The sequence below is a fragment of the Dichotomicrobium thermohalophilum genome (genome assembly GCF_003550175.1).
GTDB classification, from domain to species: Bacteria; Pseudomonadota; Alphaproteobacteria; order Rhizobiales; family Rhodomicrobiaceae; genus Dichotomicrobium; species Dichotomicrobium thermohalophilum.
Genome location: NZ_QXDF01000001.1, coordinates 927,846 through 944,995 on the forward strand (window position 1 = coordinate 927,846; position 17,150 = coordinate 944,995).

16 protein-coding genes, 2 tRNA genes, 1 CRISPR repeat array and 1 riboswitch are annotated in these 17,150 nt (G+C 63.7%); of the genes, 8 read left to right on the top strand and 10 right to left on the bottom strand.

Annotated elements, in window-relative coordinates; all coding sequences use genetic code 11:
• Window positions 1–627: a methionine biosynthesis protein MetW gene (gene metW / locus BXY53_RS04200; protein ID WP_119060637.1), complete on the bottom strand. Its 627-nt coding sequence runs from the start codon at window positions 625–627 to the stop codon at window positions 1–3.
• Between the two features lie 11 nt (window positions 628–638).
• A complete protein-coding gene (metX, locus tag BXY53_RS04205; RefSeq protein WP_425359183.1) occupies window positions 639–1,757 on the bottom strand; it encodes a homoserine O-acetyltransferase MetX in 1,119 nt (372 codons plus the stop codon).
• Window positions 1,758–1,874: 117 nt separating this feature from the next.
• Window positions 1,875–1,952: riboswitch (SAM riboswitch) on the bottom strand.
• Between the two features lie 122 nt (window positions 1,953–2,074).
• Here metX and hisC point away from each other — a divergent pair.
• The 8 genes from hisC (at window position 2,075) to BXY53_RS04245 (ending at window position 6,582) form a co-directional block, all read left to right on the top strand.
• Complete coding sequence (gene hisC / locus BXY53_RS04210) at window positions 2,075–3,196, top strand: histidinol-phosphate transaminase (RefSeq protein WP_119060639.1); 1,122 nt, start codon at window positions 2,075–2,077, stop codon at window positions 3,194–3,196.
• Between the two features lie 4 nt (window positions 3,197–3,200).
• Window positions 3,201–4,154 carry a prephenate/arogenate dehydrogenase family protein gene (locus BXY53_RS04215; RefSeq protein WP_119060640.1) on the top strand — a complete coding sequence of 318 codons (954 nt, stop codon included), beginning with the start codon at window positions 3,201–3,203 and terminating at the stop codon, window positions 4,152–4,154.
• A 3-nt stretch (window positions 4,155–4,157) separates the two neighbouring features.
• On the top strand, window positions 4,158–4,733 hold the full coding sequence (locus BXY53_RS04220) for a gamma-glutamylcyclotransferase (RefSeq protein WP_119060641.1): 576 nt from the start codon (window positions 4,158–4,160) through the stop codon (window positions 4,731–4,733).
• Between the two features lie 125 nt (window positions 4,734–4,858).
• Window positions 4,859–5,620 (top strand): TetR/AcrR family transcriptional regulator, encoded by a 762-nt coding sequence (locus BXY53_RS04225; protein WP_119060642.1) that lies wholly within the window; start codon window positions 4,859–4,861, stop codon window positions 5,618–5,620.
• A gap of 15 nt (window positions 5,621–5,635) precedes the next feature.
• On the top strand, window positions 5,636–5,992 hold the full coding sequence (locus BXY53_RS04230; RefSeq protein WP_119060643.1) for a tRNA-binding protein: 357 nt from the start codon (window positions 5,636–5,638) through the stop codon (window positions 5,990–5,992).
• An 85-nt stretch (window positions 5,993–6,077) separates the two neighbouring features.
• Window positions 6,078–6,154: transfer RNA gene (locus tag BXY53_RS04235), tRNA-Pro, on the top strand.
• A gap of 29 nt (window positions 6,155–6,183) precedes the next feature.
• Window positions 6,184–6,486: an ETC complex I subunit gene (locus tag BXY53_RS04240; RefSeq protein ID WP_119060644.1), complete on the top strand. Its 303-nt coding sequence runs from the start codon at window positions 6,184–6,186 to the stop codon at window positions 6,484–6,486.
• A 19-nt stretch (window positions 6,487–6,505) separates the two neighbouring features.
• Window positions 6,506–6,582, top strand: a tRNA-Arg gene (locus BXY53_RS04245).
• A gap of 161 nt (window positions 6,583–6,743) precedes the next feature.
• Window positions 6,744–9,335: direct repeats of the CRISPR family, unit length 29 nt; unit sequence CGGTTCATCCCCGCTCGCGCGGGGAGCAC.
• A gap of 58 nt (window positions 9,336–9,393) precedes the next feature.
• Here the strand turns inward: BXY53_RS04245 and cas2e are convergent.
• Genes cas2e through casA form a run of 8 tightly spaced genes read right to left on the bottom strand, consistent with a single transcriptional unit; the run spans window position 9,394 to window position 16,931 of the window.
• Window positions 9,394–9,696, bottom strand: a complete 303-nt coding sequence (gene cas2e, locus BXY53_RS04250; RefSeq protein WP_119060645.1) for a type I-E CRISPR-associated endoribonuclease Cas2e — start codon at window positions 9,694–9,696, stop codon at window positions 9,394–9,396.
• A complete protein-coding gene (cas1e, locus tag BXY53_RS04255) occupies window positions 9,693–10,616 on the bottom strand; it encodes a type I-E CRISPR-associated endonuclease Cas1e (RefSeq protein ID WP_119060646.1) in 924 nt (307 codons plus the stop codon). Before cas1e ends, cas2e begins: the two co-directional genes overlap by 4 nt.
• A 3-nt stretch (window positions 10,617–10,619) precedes the next feature.
• Window positions 10,620–11,276 (bottom strand): type I-E CRISPR-associated protein Cas6/Cse3/CasE, encoded by a 657-nt coding sequence (gene cas6e / locus BXY53_RS04260; RefSeq protein WP_210209142.1) that lies wholly within the window; start codon window positions 11,274–11,276, stop codon window positions 10,620–10,622.
• Window positions 11,276–13,153 carry a DUF262 domain-containing protein gene (locus tag BXY53_RS04265; protein ID WP_119060648.1) on the bottom strand — a complete coding sequence of 626 codons (1,878 nt, stop codon included), beginning with the start codon at window positions 13,151–13,153 and terminating at the stop codon, window positions 11,276–11,278. Before BXY53_RS04265 ends, cas6e begins: the two co-directional genes overlap by 1 nt.
• Window positions 13,150–13,854: a type I-E CRISPR-associated protein Cas5/CasD gene (cas5e, locus tag BXY53_RS04270; protein ID WP_119060649.1), complete on the bottom strand. Its 705-nt coding sequence runs from the start codon at window positions 13,852–13,854 to the stop codon at window positions 13,150–13,152. Before cas5e ends, BXY53_RS04265 begins: the two co-directional genes overlap by 4 nt.
• Entirely contained in the window at window positions 13,847–14,935 is a 1,089-nt protein-coding gene (gene cas7e / locus BXY53_RS04275) for a type I-E CRISPR-associated protein Cas7/Cse4/CasC (RefSeq protein WP_119060650.1), read from the bottom strand. Before cas7e ends, cas5e begins: the two co-directional genes overlap by 8 nt.
• The gene (gene casB / locus BXY53_RS04280) at window positions 14,932–15,450 is read right to left on the bottom strand and encodes a type I-E CRISPR-associated protein Cse2/CasB (protein WP_119060651.1); all 519 of its coding nucleotides are present in this window, start codon (window positions 15,448–15,450) and stop codon (window positions 14,932–14,934) included. Before casB ends, cas7e begins: the two co-directional genes overlap by 4 nt.
• Window positions 15,447–16,931, bottom strand: a complete 1,485-nt coding sequence (casA, locus tag BXY53_RS04285; protein WP_119060652.1) for a type I-E CRISPR-associated protein Cse1/CasA — start codon at window positions 16,929–16,931, stop codon at window positions 15,447–15,449. The genes casB and casA overlap by 4 nt, the downstream gene beginning before the upstream one ends.
• Window positions 16,932–17,150 lie beyond the last annotated feature (219 nt).

Genomic DNA, 17,150 nt, shown 5'->3' on the forward strand with positions numbered 1-17,150 from the left:
TTACTTGCGCGTCAGGAGAAAGACCGCCTGCTCGCCGAACAGATTCTGCCAGCTCAGCGGCAGACCGATGCGTAGCGGCTTGCCGTAGGAGTTGAGCGCCACCGGCTTGACGATCTTGGCGTCCACCTCCTCGCACAGGCTGATGAAATCCTTGATCGTGCAGAAGTGAATGTTGGGCGTGTCGTACCAGTCTTCCGGCAGGTTTTCGGTCTTCGGCATGCGCCCGTTGAACAGCAGTTTGAAGCGTATGCGCCAGTGCCCGAAATTCGGGAACGATACGATGGCATAGCGACCTATGCGCAGAAGCTGCTCCAGTACGTATTTCGGCCGGCGGGTTGCCTGCAGGGTCTGGCTCAGCAAAGCGTAATCGAACGCCTGATCCGGATAGTTCTCCAGATCCCGATCGGCGTCGCCCTGCACCACGGACAGGCCCTTGGCCACGCAGAAGTTCACACCCGACTGGCTGATCTCCACGCCGCGCCCATCCACGTCGCGGACATTTTCCAGCAACTTCAGCAGGTCGCCGGTATCACATCCGATGTCGAGCACGCGCGCGCCCGGCTCCACCATGTCCGCAATGAGCAGGTGGTCGACGCGGCTGCCTGTCCCGGGTGTGCGTGCGTCCATGCGGCTACTCCCTACAGTCCGCGGCGTTCGGCGGCGGCGCTCAGGAATCCCGATACCGCGTCGAACAGCTCCGGCTCGTGGAGCAGGAAGGCGTCGTGCCCCTTGTCCGACTCGATCTCGACGAAGCTCACATTCGCCGCCACGGCGTTCAGCGCCTGCACGATCTCGCGGCTTTCGCGCGTGGGATAGAGCCAGTCGCTAGTGAACGATACCACACAGAACCGGCTACGCGCTTTCCGGAACGCCTGCGCGAGCCCGCCGTGATCCTGCGCCAGGTCGAAATAGTCCATCGCACGTGTGATGTAGAGATAGCTGTTGGCGTCAAAGCGGTCCACAAAGCTCATCCCCTGATGGCGCAGATAGCTCTCCACCTGGAAGTCCGCGTCGAAGCCGAAAGTGACGCAGTCACGGTCCTGCAGGTTGCGGCCAAACTTCCGGTGAAGCGCCTCGTCCGACAGATAGGTGATGTGCGCGGCCATGCGCGCGACCGCCAGGCCCTTGCGCGGGCGCACGCCAGCTTCCAGATAGCGGCCGCCGCGCCAGTCCGGATCGGCCATCACAGCCTGCCGCCCTACCTCGTGGAAGGCAATGTTCTGTGAGGAATGCCGAGCCGCCGTGGCGATCGGGATCGCGGAGAACACCTTTTCCGGATAGCTCGCCGCCCATTCGAGCACCTGCATTCCACCCATCGACCCGCCGACGACCGCGAAGAGCGACGGGATGCCGAGCCGCTCGATAAGCCGCTCCTGCGCGCGCACCATGTCGGCGATGGTGATGACCGGGAAGTCGAGGCCATAGGGACGCCCCGTCTCCGGATTGAGTGAGGCCGGGCCGGTCGAACCCATGCAGCCGCCCAGGACGTTGGTGCAGATAACGAAGTAATGATCGGTGTCGATCGGCTTTCCCGGTCCGATCATGCGCGACCACCAGCCCGGCTTGCCGGTCAGCGGGTGGGTGTCGGCGGCATACTGATCGCCGGTCAGCGCATGGCAAATGAGCACGGCATTCGTGCGCGCTTCGTTCAGCTTTCCGTAGGTCTGATAGGCGATCGAAAAGGGCGCAAGGTCATGCCCGCAGTCGAGCTGGATCGGCTCGTTTTCGCCGAACTCCTCGATCGCGCTGACCGGAATGAGTGCGTGGTCTTTCGGGTGTGTCAGGTCGGTTTGCAATTCAGGTTATCGCTCCGCTTCCCAGTTTCGGCTCGCCAGGGCCGCGCGACCGGCTGCGCTCGTCTCGCAGGGGCCGGATCGCAGGAAGCGGCGGCCTTTTAGCGAGTTGTTTAACGTGGCTGCAAGCCGGCCGGCCAAATCACCACGATCCATAAAATAGGCTGGTAGCGTAATTTTTTCAATTCGCGCGCCTGCCGGGCAGGGCAGACCACCGCGCAATGCAAGGAATGGACGGCTCTGCCATTGTCTTATGGCCCCGATACGCCTATCACAGGCCCATGAGCACGGATCTGAAAGAAAAAGCGAAGCCGCAGGCGCCGCAGCCGCGCCCGGGCCTGATGGACGTGCCGCCCTACGTGCCGGGCAAGAGCAAGCTGGCGGATGGCGGACCGGTCATCAAGCTGTCGTCCAATGAGACGCCGCTGGGGGCGAGCCCCCGCGCTGTGGAGGCGCACCGTGCGGCCGCGGAGAAGATGGAGCGCTACCCGGACGGTGGCGCGACTGACCTGCGCGAAACGCTGGCGGCGCATCACGGGCTGGATGCCGCGCGGATCGTCTGTGGCGCCGGCTCCGATGAGTTGTTTCACCTGCTGGCCCAGGCGTATCTCGGGCCGAGCGACGAGGCCATCTACACCGAGCACGGCTTTCTGGTCTACCGGATCGTCATCATGGCGAGCGGGGCGACGCCCGTGGTCGCGCCGGAGCGTGAGTTCCGCGCCGATGTCGATGCGATTCTGGCCGCGGTGACGCCGCGCACAAAGGCGGTGTTCCTCGCCAACCCGAACAACCCGACCGGCACCTACCTGACCTCAGCCGAGGTGCGCCGGCTGCGCGCGGACCTGCCCGGCCATGTGCTGCTGGTGCTGGACGGCGCGTACGCCGAATACGCCCCGGCCGCTGATTTCGACGACGGCGCGGCGCTGGCGGACGAAACCGCGAATACGGTGATGACGCGCACCTTCTCCAAGCTCCACGGGCTGGCGAGCGCGCGTGTCGGCTGGGCCTATTGCCCGGCAGATATCGCGGCGGTGCTGAACCGCATCCGCAGCCCGTTTAACGTCTCCGGGCCGGGCATGGCGGCGGCGGTGGCGTCCGTTCAGGATACAGCACACACGGACGCAGCGGTCGCCCATAACGCCAAATGGCGCGATTGGCTGATCAAGGAACTGCGCGCGGCGGGTATCCCGGTGACGCCCAGCGCCGCAAACTTCATTCTCGCGCATTTCGATGCCACTGGCGCAAAGACCGCCGAAGCCGCCGACGCCTGGCTTCAGGAGCGCCGCATCATCGTGCGCAAGCTGGACGCTTACGGGCTGCCGCACGCGCTGCGCATCTCCATCGGCCGCGATGAGGACAACCGCGCCGTCGCCCGTGCGCTCAAGGACTTCATGGAAAGCTGACCTGATGAAACCGCATTTCGATCATGTTGCGCTGATCGGCCTCGGGCTGATCGGCTCCTCGCTCGGCCACGTCATCAAGCAACACGGGCTGGCGCGCCGCGTTAGCGGCACGGCGCGCTCGGCGGCCACCCGCGAGACGGCGATGCGCATCGGCTTTGTCGATGACGTCCACGAAGACCCGGCCGACTGCGTGCGCGGGGCCGATCTGGTGATCCTGTGCACCCCGGTCGGCACCTTCGCCAAGCTGGCCGAGCAGATGGCGCCTGCACTCAAGCCCGGCGCGATCCTGACCGACGCCGGTTCCGTCAAATGCTCGGTGATCGAGGCCATCAAGCCGCACCTGCCGGAGGGCGTGCATTTCATTCCCGGCCACCCGATCGCTGGCACCGAATACTCGGGTCCTGAAGCCGGCTTTGCCGAGCTGTTCGAGGGGCGCTGGTGCATCCTCACGCCGCTGCCGGACACCGACGATGACGCGCTGGCCCGGCTCAAGGCGTTCTGGGAAGCCTGCGGCAGCGAAGTGGAGATCATGACCCCGGATCATCATGATCTCGTGCTCGCCATCACCAGCCATCTCCCGCACCTGATCGCCTACAATATCGTCGGCACGGCTTCGGACCTGGAGACGGTGACCGAGAAGGAGGTCATCAAGTTCTCGGCTTCGGGTTTTCGCGACTTTACGCGGATTGCCGCGTCGGACCCGGTGATGTGGCGCGATATCTTCATGAACAACCGCGAGGCGGTGCTGGAGATGCTTGGGCGCTTCACTGAAGACCTCGCCAGCTTGCAGCGCGCGATCCGTTGGGGCGATGGGCAGGCGCTGGAAGAGTTGTTCACGCGCACGCGGGCGGTCCGCCGCTCGATCATCGAGTCTGGCCAGGATACGCCGGCGCCCGACTTCGGCCGGCATGGCGTTCCCAGCCAGGAAACCGAGAAGCCGGCGAAAAAGACCGCCTGAGCCATGCGGGGGGAAGCGCCGCATTCGCCTTTGCGCGGCGAACTCTGGGTGTTCGGCTACGGCTCGCTGATGTGGCGGCCCGGCTTCGCTTATGAGGAGGCGGTCCCGGCAAGGATGATCGGCGGGCGGCGGCAGTTGTGCGTCTACTCGGTGGTGCATCGGGGAACGCGGCGGCGGCCGGGGCTGGTGCTCGGGCTGGAGCCGGGCGGGTCGTGCGACGGGATGGCCTTTCGCGTCGCGCCGGAGCGGGCGCGCGAGGTGCGGGCCTATCTGCGGGCGCGCGAGCAAGTGACGATGGTCTACCGTGAGGCCGCCGGTATCCTTGAGCTTGACACTGAAGGCGCGCCGCGCGTGCGTGCGCTGTGCTACATGGTCGACACCGCTCATCCGCAGTATGCCGGCGATCTGCCGCTGGAGCGCCAGGTGCATCTGGTGCGCCGGAGCCACGGCCGCTCCGGGCCGAACATCGACTACGTCGCCAACACCGTACGGCACCTGCGCGAGGCGGGCATCCATGACGCGCCGCTGGAGCGTCTCGTCGCGCGGCTCGGCCTGCAGCGCCGGCTCGCGCAGAACTGATCCGCGGCGACACTGCGGCCGAATCTCCATCGGACATTGAAACACCGTCGTGACGCGATATGCTGCGCGGCAATAGATGACATGTCGCCAAAGATTTGGCGCCGAATTTCTCAGGAGAACGCGCGATGTTCGAAGACATGAGCAACCGCAGCAGGATCATCAAGGCGGCGCTGGCGCTCGCCGAAGAGCGCGGCTGGAACGCGATCGGGCTGCCGGATATCGCCGGGCGCGCCGGGCTGACGATGGCCGAGCTGCGCCGCGAGTTCGGTTCGAAGACAGCGATCCTCGATGGGTTCCGCCGCGACGTGGACTACAAGGTGCTGGAGAAGACCGCGACGACCACGATGGGCGAGGCGCCGCGCGACCGGCTGTTCGACGTGCTGATGACCCGGTTCGAGATGATCCAGCCCTGGCGCCCCGCGCTGCGCCGCATTGCGGAAGACCTGCGCGCGCGCCCCGCGGAGTTGGCATCCCTGGTCGGCCCGGCGCTCAACACCCAGTACTGGATGTTGCAGGCGGCGGGCATCGAGGCTGAAGGGCCGAGCGGCTTTGCGAGGGTCTCTGCCCTCATGTCAATTCACACGCAGGTCTTTCTGGTCTGGCTGGAGGATGACGACCCGGCGATGGCCAAGACGATGGCGGCGCTCGACCGCCGGCTGCGCCGCGCGGAGCAGCTTGCCGAGCGGGCCAATTCGCTTTGCGATACCGCGTCGCGCATCATGGGCGCGTTTTCGCCGGGCGGCCGGGGTGGCGCAGAACCGTCCCCGGGCGCTGGTCCGGGCGGAGAGCCACCGCAGCCGCCGCCCACGCCGCAGGCGCCGGAAGAGCCGCAGACGCCGCCGCGGGGTCCAGCGGGCGCGTCGCCGAACGGAGGAACGACAATTTAATAACAGGGCATACCGATGGCCGAGACAAAAACAAGTCATACCATCAGCATTGAAGATTTTTTCGCGGTCGACATCCGCGTCGGCACCATCACTTCGGCGGAGCCTTTTCCCGAGGCCCGGAAGCCGGCTTATAAGCTGAAGATCGATTTCGGCCCGGAACTGGGCGAAAAGAAAAGTTCGGCTCAGATCACTGCGAACTACACGCCCGAAGACCTCGTCGGGCGGCAGGTGCTTGCTGTCGTCAATTTTCCGCCGCGCCAGATCGGACCTGTTAAATCGGAAGTGCTCACGCTCGGGCTGAGCGACGAGAATGGCGAGGTGGTCCTGATTGCGCCGGAGCGCCCGGTTCCCGATGGCGGTCGTCTCCACTAAGCCGCCCAATGGCGTGGAGCAGGCGCGCGCGAGGTCTTGACCGCTACCGGCCAGACGCTTCATACACTATGTGAGAAGGCAGGTTCGGGGCATAGCGCAGTCTGGTAGCGCACCTGGTTTGGGACCAGGGGGTCGCAAGTTCGAATCTTGCTGCCCCGACCATTTTGGATGGGCGTCACGAGGAAAGCCGGATGGTCGCGTGGATATACAAGCCTGCCAAGACCGCAATGCAGTCCGGTCACGCGCTGGACAAATGGGTGTTGAAGTTCGAGCGCGCAGAAAAGCGCCAGACTGACCCGCTCATGGGCTGGACGAGCAGCGGCGACACCCGCGCGCAGGTCAGGCTCTCCTTCGACACCAAGGACGAGGCGATCGCCTACGCCAAGCGCCACGGCATTCCGTATCGCGTGCGCGAGAAACCACCGCGCAAGCGCGTCAAGAAGGCCTATGCGGATAACTTCCGTTACGGCCGCATCGGCACCTGGACGCATTGACGGGCGCGTACCCGCCTGCGGCCCCGTAGCTCAGCTGGATAGAGCGAGTGACTTCTAATCACTAGGTCAGAGGTTCAAGTCCTCTCGGGGTCGCCAATAAACTCAAAGGGTTACATCTTTCCAGCGGTTCTATCTGCTCTACGTAGATACACCAGAGATACAGTTCGATCGTCGAGATGTTTGGGTTGTTGTGCCCACTGGATCCCTGGTCGCGCGGGGGAGCACGCCGGAGATGTTTCGCCCAGCTCCACAAAGGTCGGTTCATCCCCGCTCGCGCGGGGAGCACACCTGAACACCCGCCCGCCGGCCACCGAGCAACGGTTCATCCCCGCTCGCGCGGGGAGCACGGTGGCGGTGGCGGCGCGTATTCTCAAATTCTCGGTTCATCCCCGCTCGCGCGGGGAGCACTTGGGCAGTCGCTTCGGCGGCTGTCCTGATACCGGTTCATCCCCGCTCGCGCGGGGAGCACTTCAAGCGGATCGCGGCGGTAACGTTCGCGATCGGTTCATCCCCGCTCGCGCGGGGAGCACAACCATAACCTTCTGCGTGCCAAGCCAAATATCGGTTCATCCCCGCTCGCGCGGGGAGCACTATCCTGCAAACCGCTTGGGAGAGGGTGATTTCGGTTCATCCCCGCTCGCGCGGGGAGCACGTCCCCTCGGGCGCATTGATCAGCGAGCGCGGAGGTTCATCCCCGCTCGCGCGGGGAGCACTCTGGGATGGCGGTCTGCGTCACGGCGTAGGGCGGTTCATCCCCGCTCGCGCGGGGAGCACTACGGCCCGTGTCAACCCCCTCATCGCAAAAACGGTTCATCCCCGCTCGCGCGGGGAGCACGATCTCTCAGCGCTCCGAGTGTTGACCCGAGGCGGTTCATCCCCGCTCGCGCGGGGAGCACGTCGCCGCTCGCGCTGCAATCGTCGATGCACTCGGTTCATCCCCGCTCGCGCGGGGAGCACGTTTCCGGTTCCCATATTCCGCCGCGAGTCAACGGTTCATCCCCGCTCGCGCGGGGAGCACCGGGACGCCGTTGCGCTGGAGCCAGGTGCGGCCGGTTCATCCCCGCTCGCGCGGGGAGCACGATAAGCCCCAATTCTTTCGCCGCATTGTATTCGGTTCATCCCCGCTCGCGCGGGGAGCACTATGACGTGGGACAAAGTCGATGATTACGAGACGGTTCATCCCCGCTCGCGCGGGGAGCACCGGGATGATCTGCGCGCGCGGCCGGATGCGCGCGGTTCATCCCCGCTCGCGCGGGGAGCACGCGCTCCAACATGTCGCGCTGGCCGTATGGCGCGGTTCATCCCCGCTCGCGCGGGGAGCACATAGGAACGTCGCAATCGGTATGGCGGCGTTTCGGTTCATCCCCGCTCGCGCGGGGAGCACGACGCCTAAATAAATGCGCTGAATATGTACATCGGTTCATCCCCGCTCGCGCGGGGAGCACCGTCCAATGTGCGCCAAGGTGTTGGATTTGAGCGGTTCATCCCCGCTCGCGCGGGGAGCACGGATTATCTTCTTTGCCAGCGTGCTTTTCCCGCGGTTCATCCCCGCTCGCGCGGGGAGCACTGTGGCGTTCGGGGACGCGCGTCGCGCGTCCGCGGTTCATCCCCGCTCGCGCGGGGAGCACAGCCGGTTGATCTTTTCGATGGCGCGCTTGGTCGGTTCATCCCCGCTCGCGCGGGGAGCACAATTGCGTGACCACAACTGGCGGGAGTTTGGCCGGTTCATCCCCGCTCGCGCGGGGAGCACCCGCGACGCGACCACGCCACGCGACCAATCACCGGTTCATCCCCGCTCGCGCGGGGAGCACGGCGCGTCCATACACGCGGGGAATGGCGGTACCGGTTCATCCCCGCTCGCGCGGGGAGCACCAGCACTTCCCGAAGCTGGTCCAGCATGTTTTCGGTTCATCCCCGCTCGCGCGGGGAGCACAATAGAACTAGCCACCAATCCAGACTATCCATCGGTTCATCCCCGCTCGCGCGGGGAGCACTCCTCGGCGGCGAGGACCAGCACCGCCGCCGCCGGTTCATCCCCGCTCGCGCGGGGAGCACGACGCGCTCGGCCAGATTCATCTCGCTGATCTTCGGTTCATCCCCGCTCGCGCGGGGAGCACACCTAGACGAAAAACTGGCGAAGCTGGAAGCACGGTTCATCCCCGCTCGCGCGGGGAGCACATGTCGGCCCAGAAGCCGCCCGCGATGCAGGCCGGTTCATCCCCGCTCGCGCGGGGAGCACGCCGCGGCGGCCTCGCGGGCCGCCTTCACGTCCGGTTCATCCCCGCTCGCGCGGGGAGCACGCGCACCTCGCGGATCGTCCGCCGCGTGTCGTCGGTTCATCCCCGCTCGCGCGGGGAGCACTAACGGCGGCGTTGTGCCGGACCGCACCGGAGCGGTTCATCCCCGCTCGCGCGGGGAGCACTCACTTTCCGGCTTGGCCGCTTCCGACTTTGACGGTTCATCCCCGCTCGCGCGGGGAGCACAGTATGTCTCCGAGGCGTTCCGGGGCGTCCAGCGGTTCATCCCCGCTCGCGCGGGGAGCACACCGCTGAAGGCACCAACACGAATGTTGGCGACGGTTCATCCCCGCTCGCGCGGGGAGCACGGGAGCGGTGACATTCAGATGAACCCGCTCATCGGTTCATCCCCGCTCGCGCGGGGAGCACAGGTCACGGATCAGCAGGCGCTCGGCTTCGTCCGGTTCATCCCCGCTCGCGCGGGGAGCACGTTATATCCCCCGTCCCCGTCGTGCTTGTGGTCGGTTCATCCCCGCTCGCGCGGGGAGCACTTGTTGATCTTGTCGCTGGCGTTTTGTTCATCCGGTTCATCCCCGCTCGCGCGGGGAGCACTCTTGCTGCAGAGCATTGATGCCCAAGGATTTTTCACAAGTCAAAGAGCTTACCAGCTTCAGCCGTCGGAATCGGTCGACTCCGCCGACGGATAGAAGCTCACCAATTTCAGTCCGTCAAAGTCAACTGGCATCCGGCGATTAGACCCCACAGTGGCGAAGTCAAAGCCCTGATCGGTGGGCGCCTTCCAGACCATTACCGCGTCACCATCCTCGATGTAGTTCACCACCTGATCCCAGATGCGCTCGCGGGTGCGCGCCGAATAGTCCCCCACGAAAACGCCGGCCCGCACCTCCAACAGCCAGGCAGCCAGCCGTCCGCGCAGGCGTGGCGGCGCATTGGTTACGGCTATCACCATCATGGCCCTTCCTCCGCGTCGAAGAATGCCGGCTCGGCGGCTTCTGGCGGAGGCGCAGGTTTCGGCAGGTCGCCGGCCGACAAAACGTCTTCGATCTGAGGGATTATCTTGGCCAGGAGTCCCGTCTTTCGGAAGCTGTCGCGACAAGCCTGTCGCACCGCGCGTTCGATTGGCATGCTGAGCTTGCCTTTCTTCGCCAACCCGGCGACACGGAAGGCCTCGGGCACGACCGTCTGGAGCTTCCAGAGATCGGCGATGTCGTAGACAAACGACAGTCGCTTTCCTGTATGCAAAAAGCCGATCGCGGGCGAATAACCGGCCGCGAGTACCGCGGCCTCGGTCAGCCCGTGCAGGCAGGCTGTCGCGGCGGAAAGGCATCGGTTGGGTGTGTCAGCCGCCTCCCAGTCACCTGGATCGTAGGATCGACGCTTCCAATCGACACCGTGTTGTCGGGCCAGCAGCGCATAGGTCTCACGCACGCGGGCACCCTCGATCCCGCGGAGTTGGTCGATGGATCGGCGCTGCGGCGCGGCCTCGCCGAAGCGGATTTGGTACATCTTGCGCACGACCCGCAGCCGTGCGGAATCGTCCAATGCGATCTGAGCCTGCCACAGAAGCTTGTCGGAGCGCTCGCCGCCGGGACGCCCGGCCGAATAGAGTCGCACGCCGGCTTCGCCAACCCACACGAGCAGCGTCCCCGTCCTCGCGGCCAAGGCCACGGCGGCATGAGAGACGCGGATTCCCGGTTCCAGCAATAGGCAAGCGACGCCGCCAACGGGGATGTGCGTCCGGACACCTTCAGCATCGATAGCCACGAATGCACCGTCATCGACATCAAGCCGGGCACGCTCAACAAAGACGAGCGCCGCGCGGTCCTTCAGCGGGATTGGCCGCGGCGGCGGGAGGCCTCGCATATCCGACATGTCTCACCCCCGCCGGATCAGCATCAGCCCGCAGCCGAAGGCCTTTGCCCGTCCAAACCCCTGCGCGACGCGGGACAGGAAGGCTTCAGGGTCGGTAATCTTGATGGCGCCTTGTAGATCGATAATGCCAAACCGCGGACCGTTGCGGCGAGGCTCTGCGACGCGGTAGCTGCTTACTGTCGCTGCATCTACCTCAAAACCGGCGCGCGCGCCCTGGCCAGCGAGCCATTGCCTTCCGGCATCCTGCGCGACCTCCATGCGGACCGCAGCGCGTTGCCCCTTCGGCACTGGGTGGAGCGCCTCCATCACGACGTCGCGATGCCGCTTCCGGCCATCGGCATCGGTCACGGTCCGCGTGGCGTTTGCCCTAAGAAGAATCTGGAGGCGGTCACCATATCGCAGGTCAGGCTCGAACGGCTTGGTGTCGATTTCCTCGAACAGCGCGCTTTCTCTCGGCTCGCGCGGCGAAAGCACCAGGAACTGACCCCTTCCCATATCCCGCCACAGGAAGTCACGCCGTGCGTCATGGTTGCCCGCGAACGCCGACCAGATAAGGCGGTGGTGAGCGTCCATGCGTCGTCCATCGTGCTCAGGCTCAAGCAGTTGCCCGAGCGCCGCAATGTCAGGCTTGCGCGAGAGCGTGAGACGGGAGAGATACATCACTCGTCGTCCTGTGAGCCATTCTCCAGATCCTCATCGATTTCCCCTTCCGGCTCTTCGGGCTCGTCGGGGTGGACCAGCGGAAGGCCCATAGCGTTTGCCGCGAGAGTCGCAAGCTTCTGCTTGCGGTCAGCGATAAAGCCGTCGAAGTCATCGTTGCGCAGGAATGAAGGCTCAATGAGATGACTGCGGAGAATCTCGTCCATCTGCGCGACGCTCAGGTCATACCTGTCCTCTATCCGAGCGAGATATTCTGAGGGTGCGCGCCCGCCGATCTCCCGATTTGAGGCAGCGGTGAGCGGAGTCTTATTCAGTATGGAATCATATTGGTTGGCCGATATGTTTCGGTCTCTGCACCACGCGCGTGGGAAGATGTGATGGACATCCATCGGGTCGTTCCCGAACGCGTAGAGATCCGCTGGTTGCCCAGTTATGAAATCTTGGCACCCTTCGCGCAGTAGTAGCGCGGCGAAGGCTCGATAGGCTGCGGAATTGCGCGTTGTCAGCGTATCCAACCGTTCCGGGTTAAAAGTGAGAAGCCTGAGCCGTGAAGGCTCTTCACCGCCCGCGATCCAGCGGGTGACTTCCTCCGCGTCCTTGGCAAGTTTCGATTCTGGAGAGGTGCCATAATCTTCGGCAAGCGCCGTGCGCCAGAACCATAGCTTCAACTTGTTGGTGACCGGGGGCGGATATGGGCCACAGTCAGCAACGGCGAAGATCGCTGCCAGCGCCACCATCTGCGCTGGATAAGGCAGGTCTTTCGCCCAGAGAATCTTCTGCTCGTTTAGGAACCGACCCGCCGCGCGAAATCCCTCCTCCACGCGGTCAGCATGGGCGCGATAATCGGCCAGATCCAACTTGAGAAGCGCCTCGCGCTTACACGAGATCTGGGGCGGTTCAGAGCCTCTCACCTGTAAGGCTTCGCGGCGCGCAGCATGGGTGACGGACAACGAGACCGCCTGGAGAAAGTCGAACCCGCGCAGATTGTGGAAGACGGGGTTGAACATGCCGCGTCCATCTCGCCCAGTACGGATGGCTTGAAGCCGGGCCTTCCAGTCGTCTCGCAGGTTCAGGGGGTCAGGTTGGCCCGCAAAGATCGCAGTGACCAGTTCGAAGGCATCGAGCTTCTTTCCACCAACATTGACCTTTTCGAAGACGAGGCAAACGGCCTCTCTGCTGGTGTCGCGCGCTAGGCTAATGACAGGCATCTGGTACGAACGGACCGCATCAAGGATCTCTTGGCGAAATTTCCGTCCAAGCTGTGCCATGTTGGGATCGCGATCTCTCCAATAGTCGCGGAATTCGTCGATCCAATCGAAAGCGGAATCGGCAAATGCGATGTTGAGAGGGAAACACGCTTCCCGGAACTCGTCCTCCCGACTCGATAGGTCGATACCCAGCACCTCGTCACGCCGGACGCGGCTCTCGGGCAGGCCGAGGATGGCGTCTTCGATATCCTCACCTGGTTCGAGCGCTTTCTGAATGTCCAAGTAGTAAAAACGCTTGAGCGTCTTGCGCTCGCTTTTTGGCTTGCGAACGGTCATCGGAAGTGGGCTCATGAACGCGCCGTATAGCGAGGTGATACGCTGCTGGCCGTCAAGCAGAAGTTCCTCAGCCGCCGCAGCGGGCGGCTCGCCATCAGCCTGTCGCGCTGCGGCTACCCCTTCCAGAAGCCGCGGCCGAAAATTCACCTCTCCACCGGTGGTAAGCGTTAGAAGCGCACCGACCGGAAAGCCCTTGAGAATGGAGGCGAGAAGCATCCGGACATCGTCATCGGCCCAGACATAGGAGCGCTGGAAATCAGGCAGCTGAAGCTCTCCAGCGTGTCCCTTGGTTAGAAGTTCTCGCAGAAAACGCGGATTGGTTTCGAAGGTCATGGTTTTCCTTCCGGGCGAATCGTCACCGTGCGCACATGAACTTGGCGCTGTGAGAAGTGCCACAGCCGTCGATCGGTCGGGGCGTCATGACGCGTCTCGATGCGCTCTGCCGGGCCTGCCTCGGTGTACAGCGTCTCTGCCATCGCCGTCCCTTGCCAGGGAGGAAGAGTCAAATGCGCGAGCGCGGCCTCAGGGGCTTCGGCAGCTACAATCTTTGGCGCGAGTGGTGCCGAGAGTGGGCAGGCCTTGCGGCCGAGATAGAGGTGGAAGGTAGGGTGTTCGAGCGCGCTGCGTAGGGTTTCCAACGCCGGGCCTTGCACCGCCGCCCCGTAGAGCACCCCCTGCCGATAGTCTCGCAGGGTAATAACCGGGTGCACTGGCTTTTGTTGCCGAAGTTCATACGCGTCCAGTAACCGCAATGCTTCGGGTCGCGATTGCGGCCGCTTCACAGCTGCGGTCGGGATCGTCTGCACCGTATGATAGTCGCGCATGGGCTTGCCGGTCTCAAACACTGCGACCGAGACTTGAAGCGCATCGAGTGCAGAGAAGTCGCCGTCGCGCTTGATGCCCCGCGCCGCCGCCAGAAGCCCGAGGATGGCGGAGCGGCCCGGCCAGGTCCATGTTCCCCGCCGCTCGTGCCCGGCCACATCGCCCATCGACGCAAGCGTCGAAGCCAAAGTGAAGACGAGGTACTCAGGCATGTTCGGGTGCAGTTGTGCGTTCCGCAGCGTCGGCAGCGAAGGCAGCAATGTCGTCCAGGCTTCCTTCACCGTCACGCAAGTTCATCACGCGGGTTTCGTCCGCCATTGCCCCGTAGGCCCGATCGAGCTGGTCAGCCAGGTCTTCGAGCCTCGTGATTGAGGCACGGACGAGGTCATTCGCGCGAAGGTCAACCGGTGCGAAGAACGCACCTGACAGGTCGCGCGGCTGACGGCTTCCGCGTTCAGCGCGGATGTAATGGGCGAGCGGATGGTGAGCGAAGCTGTTCTGCTTGCCCTTCGGGGTCGCAGTGGCGAGCGCTTTTGCCAGTGATTCCAGTCCCTTCGCGGCGAGCGCCCGGTCGCCGCCCAGATTATCCACCAGCAGGTCCACGTTCACACAGGCATAGAGGTAATAGACGCCTGAGCCGAACCCCGTTTCCCCCATGTGCCCGGCGCCAGCGTCTTCTTCGCGCGTTTTCAGGTCATCGACGGCCGAATACCAGTCATCCTCGACAAGCGCCCGATGAGTGGTGAAGGCATGGGCGACCTGGACAGCTGCCTCACGATTGAAGTTCGGGTCATATGCCAGCATGCGACCAAACATGGCGATATCGACTGCGCCGTCGGCGTGCCGGAGGACCTGCTTTTTCAGTTCTTTCTCATCCACCTGCTCCCCGGCGGCGATCTTCTCGGCCATGTCCTTGGCGAGCTGCCATTCATCTGGCGATACGAATGCGAGGGTCGTGGTCAGGGGCGCCTGGCTATTGTTTTCGGCTTCAAGCTTCGAAAACACCTTGGCCACCGTTGTAGCCGCCGACCGGGCGCTATCGGCTGGGACGCCCTGCTTGGAGAGGTGATCCTCGATCTGTTCAGCAATGCGCTTGGTTCGCGTGCCGCGGTTGCCAGCCAGATCCTGAAGGAAATAAGCGGTCTCGCGTACTGCTCGTTTAATCGATTGCGAGGACAGTCGAAGCCGCGGATGTCCGCCCACCATGGCCTGTTTCGGGCGGCCCTGATCATCGCGGTTTGGGTTCGACGGCGGATAAGGGGTCAGCAGGTGAAACTGGACGAAAACGCTCATGAATACACCTCCGCTGAAGATTGTGGTTCGGTGCCCTGCGAGGACACGTCGAAAAATTCAAAGCACCAGCGCGCGCGGACCTGATCGCCCCACTCTGGGTGATCCCAAAGCAGGATATCGCTCGCGAGCCGCGCAACGTTGGCACGACGGTCAGCCAGGACAACCGCGCGGCGTAGCGCCGTTACAAATTCTTCGTCACGCGCACGAAGAAGGCGCTGGAAGCGCAGCGTGGACAGGATCGGCTCGACACCACCAACTCTTCTCGCGAGAGGTGCGCCATCATCAGCGCGTAACTCCGCCAATATCCGCACCAACCGCACGAGGCGTCCCGCCTCGGCCGGCCCCGATCCCAACCGGCGCGCCAAATCCTGGACGGCAGGCTCTGCCAGGACAGCAATGTCGCCGGACCGCCTTAACCTCGCCGCCAGACCCCGCGCTGCACTGCTCTCGCGGTCCGCAAGCGCCTCTCGCCACCACCCTGCAGCAATCTCGCCTCGAGTTTTGCCCTCGCTCATGCCGCTTTCCGTTTCTTCTGTTCAGGGACCGGGAGGCCTAGCGCTTTGAAAGCCTCGCGCCCTTCCTTCCCATACCCTTGGAAGGCCGCTGTTAAATTCCGCCTCGCCCGAACGATTTCGGCCTGTTCCTTGACGTCGCGCTCCGCCAGTCCCGGGAGCGCTTCCGCTTCGAAAAGCTCGAGCGCTGCTGCGCGCAAATCTGCTAGCCACTCGCGGGCCACCTCCTCCCAAGGGGACGACTTCAAACTCGTCAGTCGCGACTCAAACGGTGCTTGCGTCTGGATAAAGAATGCCTCGCGGAAGGCCTCTCGCGCCTCACCCTCGGCAAAAAGGGGCTGAATCGCGCCGCGCAGCGCCAGGGCAATACTCTCAGCCGCAACAACCATGGCCTCCATCCGTTCAACCAGCTCATCTGGCAGATTAATGAGCGGCGCGCGGGAGAAGGTAAAGTCGCGCGGCTTCATGTTATCCATGGCCCAGCCCGCCACAATCACTTCGGCGAAGGCTTGGGTTCGCTGTCCCCACAGATCAATCACCTTAGCCCGCCGCGCCGTATCATCGGTCGTCTTCTGACGTGCAGTCACACCAAGCCAGTTGCGATAACCAAAGGACCCTGGTCGGGGGTGACGCGGCAGCAGTTCAGACCCAGCCTTTACCCGGTAGTGTGGCGTGAGGGGATGTTCCCACCCGGCATAATTGGCGCCGAAAGGTTTCTGGGCGACACCGGTAATGCGACCATTCTCAGCAATCAGCCGGAGCCGCCGTGGTTGGCTGAAGAACGTTTCGGCGGGGTCTGCGTCGACTGGAAATACCTGCTCGCCATTGGTCGAAAGGCGCGTAGGGGACATCCAGGGAAGTGCTTCCGGACTGGCTGGCTTACCATCGGGAACATTCGCCCAGACGAGCTGCCAGAGCCCCACCCCCGGATCAACCAGCGTGACCATGGGCCCGCCGCCGCGCATTGAGGTGCGGTTGCCCCTCCCACCAGCCGGCGCATGAGCTTGAAGCGTATACAGCGCCATTGCAGCAATCGGCGGCTCCAGCCCCAGATAGCGACCACGACGGACCATGATGTCGGCATTATTGCGCAGTGTCTGGCCGCCCGCGCTGTCGATGAACAGCATGTCGGGTGTGCTGGGCTTAACCTCACACTCCATTGGTTCCAGATCCTGCATGAAGCGCGGGCCGTCGCCCATCAATTCGAAAGCGGGCGCAAAGGGCATCAGACGCTCACGCAAACGCTCGGGATCAGGTTGCTGGCGAGCGCGCCAGTCATCGCTATCGCGTGGCGGATCTGCCAGAAACACAAGCCCTGCCAGCAGCTCGAGACAGGCGATATTCAGGTCTGGTCGCGGCCAGTCGGGAAATGCAAGGCTATCATCCGCCACCTGCCAGGGCGCTATCAGCGCGCGAGAACCATCTTTGCGGCGAACCGGTATCCAAGCATCAGTGATGAGGTTCAGCGATAGAAAAGTACTCATCAGGACAAATTATCTGACACGATAACTGAACAATATTTCATCTATAAACGATATTTATTTCCACTGCAGTACGTGCGAACCAAGTTTAATGTATCAAAATCTGTCGGCTTTACCTTGGGGACCTTATTCCTCCCTGCTAATCTTGAAAACTGAAGCAAATTTCTCTGTGCACTTCAAACACCGGAGTTCGGCCTTGTGGAAAAACAGAGATCGTTGCGA

Coding starts and splice junctions, on each gene's coding strand:
- BXY53_RS04220 (WP_119060641.1), top strand. CDS start 4,158: ATGCGGGGGGAAGCGCCGCATTCGCCTTTGCGCGGCGAACTCTGGGTG.
- BXY53_RS04215 (WP_119060640.1), top strand. CDS start 3,201: ATGAAACCGCATTTCGATCATGTTGCGCTGATCGGCCTCGGGCTGATC.
- cas6e (WP_210209142.1), bottom strand. CDS start 11,276: ATGTATCTCTCCCGTCTCACGCTCTCGCGCAAGCCTGACATTGCGGCG.
- BXY53_RS04240 (WP_119060644.1), top strand. CDS start 6,184: ATGGTCGCGTGGATATACAAGCCTGCCAAGACCGCAATGCAGTCCGGT.
- cas5e (WP_119060649.1), bottom strand. CDS start 13,854: ATGCCTGAGTACCTCGTCTTCACTTTGGCTTCGACGCTTGCGTCGATG.
- BXY53_RS04265 (WP_119060648.1), bottom strand. CDS start 13,153: ATGACCTTCGAAACCAATCCGCGTTTTCTGCGAGAACTTCTAACCAAG.
- cas2e (WP_119060645.1), bottom strand. CDS start 9,696: ATGATGGTGATAGCCGTAACCAATGCGCCGCCACGCCTGCGCGGACGG.
- metW (WP_119060637.1), bottom strand. CDS start 627: ATGGACGCACGCACACCCGGGACAGGCAGCCGCGTCGACCACCTGCTC.
- casB (WP_119060651.1), bottom strand. CDS start 15,450: ATGAGCGAGGGCAAAACTCGAGGCGAGATTGCTGCAGGGTGGTGGCGA.
- cas7e (WP_119060650.1), bottom strand. CDS start 14,935: ATGAGCGTTTTCGTCCAGTTTCACCTGCTGACCCCTTATCCGCCGTCG.
- casA (WP_119060652.1), bottom strand. CDS start 16,931: ATGAGTACTTTTCTATCGCTGAACCTCATCACTGATGCTTGGATACCG.
- BXY53_RS04230 (WP_119060643.1), top strand. CDS start 5,636: ATGGCCGAGACAAAAACAAGTCATACCATCAGCATTGAAGATTTTTTC.
- BXY53_RS04225 (WP_119060642.1), top strand. CDS start 4,859: ATGTTCGAAGACATGAGCAACCGCAGCAGGATCATCAAGGCGGCGCTG.
- hisC (WP_119060639.1), top strand. CDS start 2,075: ATGAGCACGGATCTGAAAGAAAAAGCGAAGCCGCAGGCGCCGCAGCCG.
- cas1e (WP_119060646.1), bottom strand. CDS start 10,616: ATGTCGGATATGCGAGGCCTCCCGCCGCCGCGGCCAATCCCGCTGAAG.